Below are 13,013 nucleotides of genomic sequence, written 5' to 3' on the forward strand. Positions count from 1 at the left end.
CGAAGCTAAAACCGACTGACTCTGAATAATTGGTTTATCCATCGCTTTTGAAAATCCAGTAGATCAAAGAACAACAAACTTTTAACTTTTTATCCCGTAAGGCCAAATCCTTCGTACAGTACTGATTTTACATTTTTCATTCATTTTTCAACCCAGTTTCTCCTTAAAAAGCGCAACGGTTCGTCCCCAGGCGAGTTTGGCAGCGGCTTCGTTGTAGCGCGGGCCGGCGGTGTCGTTGTGAAAAGCGTGTTGTGCCCCTTCGTAGACATACAACTGATACGGTACATTCGCTTTCTTCAGGGCTTCCTCGTAGGCCGGAATCCCCGCATTTACCCGTTCGTCCATCCCGCCGTAATGCAATTGGACCGTCGCTTTGATTTTCGGGACATCAGCAACATCGGGCTGACGACCGTAGAATGGAACGGCAGCTTTCAGATCGGGGTAATTGACGGCCAACTGGTTTGACATGGCGCCACCCCAGCAAAAACCGACACAACCGAGTTTGCCATTGCTGTCGGGGCGGCTTTTCAGGTAATCCAGGCCTTTCAGGAAATTCTGTTTCGTTTTTTCGGCATCCAGTTTCCCAAACAACTCCCGCATCTGCGTTTCGTCGGTGGGTGTTCCTCCGGCGGCTGAGAGCGCATCGGGGGCCATGGCCAGAAAACCGGCCAGCGCGAGTCGGCGGGTGACGTCCTCGATGTGTGGATTCAGACCCCGGTTTTCGTGAATGACGACCACCGAGCCGTACTTTCCATTCGCTTTCGGGCGGGCCAGATAGCCTTTCATGGTGGTGTCGGAACCAGGATAGGTGACGCGTTCGGTGATGATCCGGTCGTCCTGACCCGCAACGGTTTGCGCCTGGGCATAGTTCACTTCCAGGGTCGATAAAACCGCCAGGGCTGCGGTCATGCCGCCGGTCAATTTGGCCAGTCGTGACAGAAAGACATCCCGCTTCAGCGGTACGTGGGTGTACTCGTCAAATAGGTTGATAATGCGCTGATCCATGGGTCAAAGGTTTAGCAGGAAAGATACAAAATAGTTTACGGTTATTTCAAATCAAAACTACTGCCTTCCTGCACCAGCTTCTGGTACAGGTCCTGATCGAACTGGTAGTAGAAAGCCCCCTTTCGGGACGAAACTTTGTCTTTTTCGTTCAGTTTCACCAGCCACTCCATCGAGTTGAGTCGTTTGCTAAAATTTCGGTGATCGAGCGGCTGGTTGTTGATGGCTTCGTAGAGACTGCGCAGTTGGGGAATGGTAAACTTCTCGGGAAGCAGCTCAAAACCAATGGGTTGAGTGCGTGCCCGACGCCGTAGCCGGGCCAGGGCTTTCTCCACCATGTCGTTGTGGTCAAAAATCAAATCCGGTCGTTGGGAAACCGGAAACCACCTGGCATTGTGCGATTCGGCGAGTTTTTTGTCGTATTGGTCGGTGCGAATGAGGGCGTAGTAAGCAATCGAGAGGGTGCGGGCCACCGGGTCGCGCCGGACTTCACCATAGGCATACAGTTGTTCCATGTAAACGCCGGTCAAACCCGTCAGGGTTTCCAGAATCCGTTCGGCGCCTTCGTCGATGCTTTCGTCACTTTTCAAAAAACCGCCCATCAGCGACCAGTTGCCCTGCTCGGGTTCAAATCCCCGCTTGATCAGCAACAGTTGCAGTTCCTGCTGATCGAATCCAAAAATAATGCAATCTAAAGCGACAAAATGCTTTTCGTGCTGGTCGTATACAATTTCCATTCGACGTACCCACGGACAAAAGTCCGTGAAATCCTTACAATGATTGATCCTAGCCTCAATATTAACGCAAACTATGAGATTTACTGCATGATTATGAGTTAATTACGTGCCATAGGATCAGGTGATTTGTTTTGCTATCGCACCGGCGCCCCGGAAACATCAGTCCGCTACGCGGCCAATAATCTCATAGTTCGCATTAATATTAAGGATTTCACGGACTAAAGTCCGTCAGTACGTTAATAAAATACCGAAAATACCACAATTACTAGTCCGGTAATGACCGCAGCACCAATCAAAAACGATCTTGAAACCCGGAACCAGCCGGCTTCCACGGCAAAGGCTTTCGGCGAATCCTGGCCTTTCGATTCGACCAGACTGATCACGACCTGCAAGGCGACACACGCCCAGAAAACCAGCCCCATCCGGTTCAGGAATGGTATGTCGGTGGCGTTGAATTTCAGGTAGGCCGACAGCGGAATGCTCAGCAAGGCAGCCGCCAGTGCTCCATTGGAGGTGGCTTTTTTCCAGAAAAAACCGAGCAGAAAAATTGCCAGAATCCCCGGTGAAATGAAACCGGTATACTCCTGAATGTATTCGAAACCTTGCCCGAAATTCTTTAGAAACGGACTGATTACCAAGGCAATGAGAAACGAAACGACAATGGCAATCCGCCCCCGCCACACGGTTTGCTTCTCGGTCAGGTTGGTGTTGAAAAACTTACGGTGAATATCGAGCATGTAAATCGTCGCGATGCTGTTGGCTTTCCCGGCCAATGACGCCACAATGGCCGCCGTCAAAGCTGCAAACGCCAGCCCTTTCAGACCCACCGGCAGCAGATTGAGCAAAACCGGATAGGAATTATCCGGTTTCACAATACCGCCTTCGGTAATGCCCCGAACAATCGCCGGTTCGGCGTTTTCCTGAAACAATACATAAGCGGCCAAACCGGGCAAAACCACAATCAGGGGCATCAGGATTTTGAGAAACGAAGCAAACAACAGACCGTTGCGGGCCGTGTTGAGGTCGGCCCCCAAAGCCCGTTGCGTAATGTACTGATTACAACCAAAGTAGTTAAAATTAACGATCCATTGTCCGCCAATCACAAACATCATCAAACCGGGCAATTGGGTATAGGCATCCGTAAAACCGCCTTTTCCGTCGTGAACCTGGTACTGCCCCTTGCTGAAAATCATGTGCATATGGTGGTCCGCTTTTTCGCGAATCAGGCCCAGTCCCTCAAAAACACCCGCGCCGGTTCCGACCCGGTCAGACAGCAGATCGAGGGCCAAATAGGTGGTGGCCAAACCGCCTACAACCAGACAAACGACCTGAATCACATCCGTGTAGCCAATCACTTTCATGCCGCCCAGCGTGATGAAAACCGCAAAAACCGTCAGAAAAACGGCGCAGGTCATGAAACCGAAACCGGTCATTTTTTCCAGACTCAAAGCTCCCAGGTAAATGATAGACGTCAGGTTGACGAGGATGTACAGAAGCAGCCAAAAAACCGCCATGATCGTTGCCAGCCGCCCATCGTAGCGTTTTTGCAGAAACTGCGGCATGGTGTAAATCTTGTTTTTGATGTACATCGGCAGAAAATACACCGCAATGATGATGAGCGAAAAACCGCCCACCAGTTCATACACCGAAATCGCCAGACCGAGCTGAAACGCCTGCCCACTCATGCCGATGAATTGCTCCGCCGAGATGTTGGAAGCAATGATCGACGCGCCGATGGCCCACCAGGTCAGGGAGCCTTCGGCCAGAAAGAAATCTTTCGAATCGGCGGTTTGCTTGCCTTTGTGGGTGTATACCCAGTATCCGTACACCGCGACGATGACGAAGTAGATGAGAAAGATGAAATAGTCAACCGATTCGAGTCCAAGGGTCATGATTGCAGGAAGGTTTAGGGGTAAACCCAGACAGCGGCCAGCGGCCCTGTCTGCGGTTTTGATGGCTCCAATTCAACCGCAGACAGGGCCGCTGGCCGCTGTCTGGGTTACTGTCCGTAATACGCGTCTTTGCCGTGTTTCCGGAAATAGTGTTTATCAATCAGGCTTTGCTTGATGCGGGGCGTGTCGGGGTTGATGGTCAGCGTGAGGTAAGCCATTTTGGCAAGTTCTTCCAGAACCGTCGCATTATAAACGGCTTTCGCCGGATTTTTTCCCCAGGCAAACGGGCCATGACAGGCGACCAGCACCATCTCGACTTCGCTGGCCGAGAGGTTTTGTTCCCGAAAAACATTCAGGATTTGGTTGCCGGTTTCGTGTTCGTAATCGCCCTGAATCATCGCGTCGGACATCACCTCCGTCACTGGAATGGAAGCCACCAGATGGTCGGCGTGGGTGGTGCCCAGATTCGGAATTTCGCGCACGGCCTGCGCCCAGGCGACCGCATACGTGGAATGCGTGTGGCAAATACCGCCGATGGTTTCGAAATGGCGATACAGTAAGGTATGCGTTTTGGTATCGGACGACGGCCGCATTTTTCCTTCCACCAACTGGTTGTCCAGATCCACAATGACGATGTCGTCGGGTGTCAGTTCGTCGTACGGAATACCGCTCGGTTTGATGCCCACCACACCCGCTTGCCGGTCGATTCCGCTGACATTGCCGAAAGTGTAAATTGCCAGCTTCTGCCGGGGAATTTCCATATTGGCTTCGTAAACCGCTTCTTTCAGGGATTGATATAAGCTCATAGCAACTAGTTTTTTGCCCCCAACCCCCTAAAGGCCGGGCGGCCGGTGCCGGGCTAATGTATCCGGATTTTTTAAGCCCGGCACCGGCCGCCCGGCCTTTAGGGGAGGTGGGGGTCATTTTTTCTCAATAAAACCGCCCAAACTCAAATACCGCTCGTAAAGCACATCATACACGGCAGCCCGTTCGGGACGGGGCGTATACACGGCATCGAAAGCGGAAGCCATCGCTTTTTGGGCCTCGGCGAATGTCGGATAAATACCGGCGGCCACGGCGGCACACACGCCAGCTCCCCGGGCGCAGCACTGGTCGGATTCGGCCACTTTGATGGGTACGTTCATGACGTCCGCCAGCGTTTGCATGACGAAGGCCGACTTCCGGGCCACCCCGCCAATGGCGATGACCTGCTGAATCGGGACACCTTCTTCCACAAACCGTTCGGCAATCTGGCGTGCGCCATAGGCTGTGGCTTCGACCAGCGATTTGAAAACGTGCGCGGCACTGCTGCCCAGATTTAACCCGGAAATAGCGCCTTTCAGCGTGTGATTGGCATCGGGCGTGCGTCGGCCGTTCAGCCAGTCGAGGGAAACGATGTCGGTTGAACGGACGGGCAATTGGCTGGCCTGTTCGGCTAAGTACGGAAGCAGTGCGGTTTGCAGCGACGGAATCAAACTCGCCTGTCCTTGTTGCGTTAATAAACCGGCGACCGGTTCCAGAATGAGTCGCGTAAACCAGGCGTAGAGGTCGCCAAACGCCGACTGCCCCGCTTCCATCCCGAGCATGCCCGGCACGATGGAGCCGTCGACCTGTCCGCAAATGCCGCGAATCAGCAAATGGCCGACGTCTTCGGAAGGCGCCATGAGCATGTCACAGGTGGAAGTTCCAATTACTTTTACCAGGGCGTAGGACTCAATATTGGCCCCAACGGCACCCATGTGCGCATCAAAACCGCCGACACCAATGATAACCGTAGTCGGAACGCCCAGCTTTTCCGCCCATTCCGCCGAAATCGTGCCCATCGGCTCGTCGGACGTGTAGGTGTGGCGAAAGAGACGGTCGCGCAGTCCCGCCAGCAGCGGATCGAGCGTGGTGAGAAATTCTTCGGACGGCAATCCGTCGAACTCTGCGTGCCAGAGGGCTTTATGGCCAGCCGCTGTCCGGCTTCGTTTGAGCGTCAGTGGGTTGGTGTTGCCGGTCAAAACCGCCGAGATCCAGTCGCAGTGTTCAATCCAGGAAAAAGCCGCCGGTCGGATGGATTCATCGACCCGCAGCGTCCGCAGGATTTTCGACCAAAACCACTCGGAGGAATAGATTCCGCCCACGTATTTCGTAAAATCCGTATCCCAGCGGTGCGCCAGTTGGTTGATTTCTTCCGCTTCCTGGTTGGCCGTGTGGTCTTTCCAGAGAATGAACATGCCGTTCGGATTGTCGGCAAACTGGGGAAGCAATGCCAAAGGCGTCCCGTTTTCATCGACCGGGCCGGGTGTCGATCCCGTCGTATCGACCGAAATTCCCCGAATGTCGGCAATTACCTCCGCCGAAACCGCACGTAGCGCGCTCCGAACCGATTGCTCCAATCCTTCCAGATAATCGAGCGGGTGTTGCCGGAACTGCGAACGGGCGGGGTCACAATAGGCACCGGTTTTCCACCGAACGTATTCATGAACACCCGAAGCCAATTCGTCACCGGTTTCGGCATTCACCAGAACCGCCCGCACCGAGTCCGTTCCAAAATCAACCCCAATTACGTATGGCATAATGAGTGATGAGTTAAGAGTGATGAGTTAAGAGTGCATGCGTCAGCCAACTCTTAACTCATCACTCTTAATGCTTTAAGTGATAGTATGCTTCGTTCCAACGCAGGTCCTGTTTGAAGGCGTGGATGCGGGTTTCTTCGTTGATCAGGACGTATTCGACGCCCGCGATTTCGGCGAAATCTTCCATGTATTCGGAGGAAATCGCTTTGCTGAAAACCGTGTGGTGCGCGCCACCGGCCAGAATCCAGGCGGCTGCAGCCGTTTTCAGATTGGGTTTGGCATCCCACAAGACGCGGGCGACCGGTAATTTCGGCAGCGGTTTTTCCGTTGAAACGACATCCACTTCATTGACAATCAATCGAAACCGGTTTCCCATATCGACCACCGACGCGTTGATGGCCGCGCCGGGTGCCACATTGAACACCAGCCGAACCGGATCAGCTTTGCCGCCAATCGACAGGGGGTGAATTTCGCAGGACGGTTTTCCGTCGGCAATCGATTCATCGATTTCGAGCATGTGCGCGCCCAACACCCGCTGACCGTTGGGCGACAGGTGATAGGTGTAATCTTCCATGAACGAACTGCCGCCTGGAAGCCCCGCTCCCATCACTTTAATGGCCCGGCCCAGTGCCGCCGTTTTCCAGTCGCCCTCACCCCCGAAACTATAGCCATCGGCCATCAGCCGTTGTACGGCAATTCCAGGCAGTTGATTCAGGCCGTGCAGGTCTTCGAAGGTATCCGTGAATCCTTTGATTTGGTGATCGTCCAGAAAACCGCGTAAGCCAATTTCGATTTTGGCAGCATCGCGCAGCGAATCGTGGCGTAACCCGGCTTTTTGCAGTTCGGCAACAATTTGGTATCGCTGTTCATATTCGCTTACTAATGTATTGATTTCCTGATCGGTTACCTGGTTGACATACGCGACCAGATCACCAATCCCGTAGCCGTAAACCGCATAGCCAAACTTGATCTGGGCTTCCACCTTATCCCCTTCCGTGACGGCCACTTCGCGCATGTTATCACCAAACCGGGCAAACCGGGCACCCTGCAAGTCGTGCCAACCGGCGGCCACCCGCGCCCAGACGTTGATGCGCTCGTGCACTTCGGAGTCTTCCCAATGTCCGACAACCACTTTGCGCTCCAGGCGCAAGCGGGCGTTGATGAACCCAAATTCCCGGTCGCCATGCGCCGACTGGTTGAGGTTCATGAAATCCATGTCGATGGTCTCCCAGGGAATGTCACGGTTGAACTGGGTGTGTAGATGCAGCAGCGGTTTCCGCAAAATCTTCAAGCCGTTGATCCACATTTTGGCGGGCGAAAACGTGTGCATCCACGTCATCAAGCCAATGCAGTTGGGTGCAGTGTTGGCTTCCAGACACAGTTTATAGATTTCATCCGGGCCGGTCAGTACGGTTTTGAAAACAATTCTGACCGGAATGGCCGACGACTGGTTGAAGGCATCGACGATGGTCCGGGAATGTTCCGCGACCTGTTTGAGGGTGTCTTCACCGTATAAATGCTGGCTGCCGGTAACAAACCAGACTTCTAAATGGTCAAAAGAAATCATTGGCGAATGGGGTGTTGAGGTAGCCTTTCAAGGATCGATCAGGCTTTGGTAGGCAAATATAAATAATAAATGTATTTTTTACGTTTATGGAAAGAGAAAATTTATACTGGAAATAATCCAGTGTCTAAAAGCGGTTCCTGAAAAGAATAAAGGATTTTCAATTTTAGCACTTTCGCTTTTGCCCCGTTCCCCTAAAGGGGACTTATAGGATCCGGATTAAGCTGCGTCCAAGTCCCCTTTAGGGGAACGGGGCAAAAGCGAAAGTGCAAAGAATTATCAGACGAAGTCCTAAATTTGAAAGGGCATAAAAAAAACAGGAATGCGATTCCTGTTCAGTAGTTTTTGTTCGATCCGTCAGGCGGGTCGTTCCGAGCGGCCTCCCCCCCCTTTTGGGCGGTTGGACGGTCCTTTCCGGGGACCTGGCCGTTTTTTGCGCGGGGGAAAAGCGGCACTTTTCGATGGGTTATATTCCAGTGTTTCACCCAGATGCGCGGGCAACGGAACCTTGGTTACCGGCACACCCAGTAACCGTTCAATGGCCGCGAATTTTCGTTGCTCGGTTTCGCTGATAAACGTATAGGCAATCCCGGTGGTTTCGGCGCGGGCCGTGCGACCAATCCGGTGAACGTAATCTTCGCCGTCGTGCGGAACGTCGTAGTTGATAACGAGGTCGATGTTGTCGATGTCGATCCCGCGCGACAGAATATCGGTTGCCACCAGAATTTTCAGTTTCCGGCTTCGGTAGGCCAGCAGAACCTGCTCGCGTTCATTCTGTTCGAGGTCGGAATGAATCGCTTCGGCGGCAAAACCGGCCTGTTTCAGTTCGCGGGCCAGTTGCTTGACGTTTTCTTTCCGGGAACAGAATATCAGCACCGACGGGAAATTATGTTCCTTCAGCAGGTATTTGACCAGCGCAATTTTCTGTTTCTGATAAACCACAAAAGCCTCCTGAACGATCTTGGCCGGCGGTTTCGACAATGCCAGCGTAATTTCTTCGGGATTGTGCAGGATTTTCCGCGCCAGTTCCCGAATCTTGGGCGGCATGGTAGCCGACAGCAGCAAGCTCTGCCGTTTGGCGGGCAGGAACGAAATGATTTTCACAATATCGCCGTGGAAACCCATGTCCAGCATGCGGTCGGCTTCATCCAGAATCAGGTATTGCAACTGATCGATTTTGGCATAGCCCATGTTCAGGTGGCTGATCATCCGGCCCGGTGTGCAGATTACAATGTCGGCACCACCCGCCAGGGCTTGCCGCTCCGTGCTGTAGGAAGCCCCGTCGCCCCCGCCATAGACAGCAATCGAGCTGACCGAGGTGAAATACGAAAAGCCTTCCAGGTTCTGGGCAATCTGAATCGCCAGTTCGCGGGTAGGCACAATCACCAGTGCCTTGATCTGATCATCAGGACCGGCCGACGTTATTTTGTGAAGAATAGGAAGCAGGTAAGATGCGGTTTTGCCCGTGCCGGTTTGGGCCGAGACAATGAGATCTTTACCAGCCAATATAAGAGGGATAACTTGTTCCTGTACAAGTGTAGGCGTATCGTAATTCATGGCGTCGATACCTTCCATCAACCGATCATCGAAGCCAAAGTCTGAGAATTTCAAGCTAAAAAACTAAAGGTTAAGTGTAGATTTTGGTCAATATAACACTATTTCAGGCATTAAAGCAAATTCCATGCGGATGTTAGGGCCGATTTCCCTCCGCCCGGCTCTTCTTCTTTTCCTTTGATTCGCTTACATTGCTAACCGAACCGTTCTTTTAGCCCCTCATTCCCATCGGGCCGGTTAGTCCAAACGCTATGATTCGTCACACCCTTTCCGCTTTTGCCGTTCTACTGGTATTTTCCACCTGCCAACGCCCTGCTCAACAATCAGTTAATCAATCTACCGTCTATTACCCGGCTCCCGGCGATGCGTGGGAACGACGAAAACCGGAGCAGGTGGGCCTGGATGCGGCTTTGTTGCAGCAGGCCGTAACCTTTGCGCAACAGCAGGAAACCCAGCAAATGCCGCGCGATTTTTCGACTCAGGAAGAAATCTTCGGTACCCTGCTGGGGCCCATTCCCTCGGATCGCGCCCAAACCAACGGTTTGATTCTCAAACACGGTTATATTGTAGCGGAATGGGGCGAAACCGGACGGCCCGATCCGACGTATAGTGTAGCCAAAAGTGTGCTTTCCACGATTCTGGGATTGACCATCGACCGGGGTCTGATCAAGGATGTTCATGATCCGGTAGCAAGTTCCATTCAGGATGGCGGGTATGACTCGGAGCAAAACCGCAAAGTGACCTGGGAACACCACCTCCGGCAAACCAGCGAGTGGGAAGGCGAGTTGTGGGGGAAGAAACACGATTTTGTCGGGACGGCTGCTTACGGGCGCGGAGAGCGAAAACCGCGAACCTTGCAGGAACCCGGCACGTTCTACGAATACAACGACGTGCGCGTGAACCGGCTGGCGCTTTCGCTGCTACGATTATGGAAAAAACCGTTGCCCAATGTCTTGAAAGACGAAATCATGGACCCGATTGGCGCTTCGAACACCTGGCAGTATGTGGGCTATCCGAACGCGCGGGTGAAAGTAGACGGAAAAATGATGTCGTCGGTCAGTGGCGGAACGCGCTGGGGCGGTGGTCTCTGGATCAACACCCGCGACGAAGCCCGGCTGGGGTATCTGGCCTTGCAAAAGGGTCGCTGGAATGATCGGCAACTGGTTTCGGCCAACTGGTTTAAAGAATCGGTCAAAAAGGGGCCGACGGGTCAGGATTACGGCTATTTGTGGTGGCTCAACACCGAAAAGAAGGCCTGGCCCAACGCCCCGGCAACGAGTTTTGCCGCCATTGGGGCCGGTTCCAACATCATCTGGATCGACCCGGAACATGATCTGGTGATCGTCTGGCGGTGGCATAACGGCAATCCCGATGCATTATTCAAACGGGTTCTGGCCGCAGTAAAATAAGTATAATCCATCCACACATACTCAACAAACAAGCATGTCAAATCCAAAGCCTGAAGTCTGGCAACGTGGCCCCGTCGCCGGTATTCCTTCCCTGCTGCAACCCGTTGCCCACGCCCTGTTGCAGGCGCGGGAAGAAGTCTATGCGCTGATGAACGATTTCCCGAGCCGCTATCTGTGGCAAAAACCGGCCGGTGTGGCGTCGGTTGGGTTTCATTTACAGCACCTGACGGGTGTGCTGGACCGGCTCTTTACTTACGCCCGAAACGAAAGTTTGTCACCCGCCCAGCGCGCGTGGCTGGCTGCGGAGGGCAAATCGTTCGAGTCCGAAAATCCGGTTCTGGAGTTGATCAGCCGGTTTAACAGCCAGGTCGATCAGGCCCTTCAGCAACTGGCCAACACCGACGAACAGACGCTGACCGATTTTCGGGGCATTGGCCGGGCGCAACTTCCCTCCACGGTTCTGGGTCTGTTGTTTCACTCCGCCGAGCATACGCAGCGGCATGTCGGGCAACTTTTTGTAACCGTTCGCGTGTTGCTTACCTATCCGAAACCGGATCATTAACGGACCTCTTTACCCCACTGACATGGCATATACCATTCCCGACCAAACCCGCATCGGTCACGTTCACCTGAAAGTTGCCAATCTGGAGCGTGCCTTGGGTTTTTACTGCGACCTGCTGGGCTTTACGCTCGTGACAACCTACGGAAAAGATGCGGCTTTTATTTCTGCGGGCGGCTATCATCACCACATCGGGTTGAACACCTGGTACAGCAAAGATGGCCCACCGGCCCCGGTTCGCAGCGCAGGCCTGTTTCATACGGCCATTCTGTATCCGACCCGCCGGGATTTATCGGTCGCGTTTCGGCGTCTGGTCGAAGCTAACTACGCCATCACCGGAGCCTCGGACCACGGCGTATCGGAAGCCATTTACCTGAATGACCCCGACCAGAACGGCGTTGAATTGTACTGGGATCGTCCGCGCGACGCGTGGCCCCAGAAACCCGACGGTTCGCTGGAAATGTATACGCGACCGCTCGATCTGGAAGCGTTGCTGCGGGAGTCGTTGTAAAATTTCTTGCGTTGGCCGGTTTGGCGTCACCGCTGACAGGGTCTTCGACCGCTGTCAGGGTGACGCCAAACCGGCGTTTACTTCGCTCGTACGTATTGGGGTGGCCACGCGGTTTCAGCCCCCAGTTTTTGGGCGGCATGAAGTGGAAAATAGGGGTCGCGCAGAAATTCGCGGGCCAGCAACACCAGGTCGGCCTGACCGCTCTCCACGATCTCATTGGCCTGTTCGGGCGTGGTGATTAGCCCGACTGCACCCGTCAGAATCCCGCTTTCCTTTTTGACCTTCTCGGCAAAGGGAACCTGATAGCCGGGGCTGAGCGGAATTTTAGCCCCCGCGACGTTGCCCCCCGTCGAGCAGTCGATCAGGTCGACGCCTTTGTCTTTTAAAACCGTCGACAAGGCCACGGCATCGTCGGCCGTCCAGCCGCCTTCGGTCCAGTCCGTTGCCGAAATCCGAACGAACAAGGGGTACTCTTCCGGCCAAACCGTCTGCACCCGTTCGATCAGTTCGAGCAGAAACCGGATGCGGTTTTCGAACGAACCGCCGTAGTGATCCGTCCGGTGGTTGCTGAGGGGCGACAGAAACTGGTGGACCAGATAACCGTGGGCAGCATGAAGTTCGATGATTTTAAAACCGGCTTCCAGCGCCCGACGGCTTGCCGCCACAAAATCGGCCACGATGCTTTCAATTTCTTCGATGGTCAATTCGAGCGGCATCGGCTCGGAAGAACTGAACGGAATCGGGCTGGGCGCTACGGTTTGCCAGCCGCGTTCGGCATCCGGAGCAATGAACTTGCCGCCATCCCAGGGCCGGTTGTGGCTCGCTTTTCGCCCGGCATGCGCCAGTTGCATGGCCGGAACGGAGCCGTGAGCTTCAATGAAAGCCGCAATGCGTTTCAGATTAACCAGATGCTCGTCTTTCCAGATGCCCAGATCGTCGGGCGAAATCCGGCCTTCCGGCGAAACCGCCGTGGCTTCCGTCATCACCAAACCCGCCCCACCCACGGCCCGGCTACCCAGGTGAACGAGGTGCCAGTCGTTGGCAAAACCGTCTTCACTGGAATATTGACACATGGGCGAAACCGCAATCCGGTTTTTGAATTGAACACTTCGAATGGTTAACGGACTGAATAAGTTTGGCATGATACTTTACGATTGTATGCTTTTTTAACCAACAGCCCCCTGAAGGAGTTCGAAAAACCACCGATTTTTCATGCGCCCTATC

At 53.9% G+C, this 13,013-nt stretch carries 11 protein-coding genes; 3 read left to right on the forward strand and 8 right to left on the reverse strand.

Going from position 1 to position 13,013, the window contains the following annotated elements; genetic code table 11:
• Positions 1–147: 147 nt before the first annotated feature.
• The 7 genes from DUE52_RS28255 to DUE52_RS28285 form a co-directional block, all read right to left on the reverse strand.
• Complete coding sequence (locus tag DUE52_RS28255) at positions 148–1,005, reverse strand: dienelactone hydrolase family protein (RefSeq protein ID WP_114409454.1); 858 nt, start codon at positions 1,003–1,005, stop codon at positions 148–150.
• Between the two features lie 41 nt (positions 1,006–1,046).
• Entirely contained in the window at positions 1,047–1,739 is a 693-nt protein-coding gene (locus DUE52_RS28260) for an NUDIX hydrolase (RefSeq protein WP_114409455.1), read from the reverse strand.
• 236 nt (positions 1,740–1,975) lie between these two features.
• On the reverse strand, positions 1,976–3,631 hold the full coding sequence (locus DUE52_RS28265; RefSeq protein WP_114409456.1) for a sodium/sugar symporter: 1,656 nt from the start codon (positions 3,629–3,631) through the stop codon (positions 1,976–1,978).
• 107 nt (positions 3,632–3,738) lie between these two features.
• Positions 3,739–4,437, reverse strand: coding sequence for an L-ribulose-5-phosphate 4-epimerase (locus DUE52_RS28270; RefSeq protein WP_114409457.1), 699 nt, complete (start codon positions 4,435–4,437; stop codon positions 3,739–3,741).
• Between the two features lie 114 nt (positions 4,438–4,551).
• Complete coding sequence (locus DUE52_RS28275) at positions 4,552–6,192, reverse strand: ribulokinase (protein ID WP_114409458.1); 1,641 nt, start codon at positions 6,190–6,192, stop codon at positions 4,552–4,554.
• A gap of 67 nt (positions 6,193–6,259) precedes the next feature.
• On the reverse strand, positions 6,260–7,759 hold the full coding sequence (araA, locus tag DUE52_RS28280; RefSeq protein ID WP_114409459.1) for an L-arabinose isomerase: 1,500 nt from the start codon (positions 7,757–7,759) through the stop codon (positions 6,260–6,262).
• 354 nt (positions 7,760–8,113) lie between these two features.
• Entirely contained in the window at positions 8,114–9,367 is a 1,254-nt protein-coding gene (locus DUE52_RS28285; RefSeq protein ID WP_114409460.1) for a DEAD/DEAH box helicase, read from the reverse strand.
• 194 nt (positions 9,368–9,561) lie between these two features.
• On the opposite strand from DUE52_RS28285, the gene DUE52_RS28290 reads away from it, so the two are divergent.
• From DUE52_RS28290 to DUE52_RS28300, 3 genes are read left to right on the forward strand one after another with little or no spacing between them, the layout of a single operon-like run.
• Complete coding sequence (locus DUE52_RS28290) at positions 9,562–10,719, forward strand: serine hydrolase domain-containing protein (protein WP_114409461.1); 1,158 nt, start codon at positions 9,562–9,564, stop codon at positions 10,717–10,719.
• A 34-nt stretch (positions 10,720–10,753) separates the two neighbouring features.
• Complete coding sequence (locus tag DUE52_RS28295) at positions 10,754–11,281, forward strand: DinB family protein (RefSeq protein WP_114409462.1); 528 nt, start codon at positions 10,754–10,756, stop codon at positions 11,279–11,281.
• Between the two features lie 22 nt (positions 11,282–11,303).
• The gene (locus DUE52_RS28300) at positions 11,304–11,789 is read left to right on the forward strand and encodes a VOC family protein (RefSeq protein WP_114409463.1); all 486 of its coding nucleotides are present in this window, start codon (positions 11,304–11,306) and stop codon (positions 11,787–11,789) included.
• A gap of 77 nt (positions 11,790–11,866) precedes the next feature.
• Here the strand turns inward: DUE52_RS28300 and DUE52_RS28305 are convergent, their stop codons facing one another.
• The gene (locus DUE52_RS28305; protein WP_114409464.1) at positions 11,867–12,931 is read right to left on the reverse strand and encodes an NADH:flavin oxidoreductase/NADH oxidase; all 1,065 of its coding nucleotides are present in this window, start codon (positions 12,929–12,931) and stop codon (positions 11,867–11,869) included.
• Between the last annotated feature and the right edge of the window lie 82 nt (positions 12,932–13,013).

The organism is Larkinella punicea (assembly GCF_003334855.1).
Taxonomy (GTDB): domain Bacteria; phylum Bacteroidota; class Bacteroidia; order Cytophagales; family Spirosomataceae; genus Larkinella; species Larkinella punicea.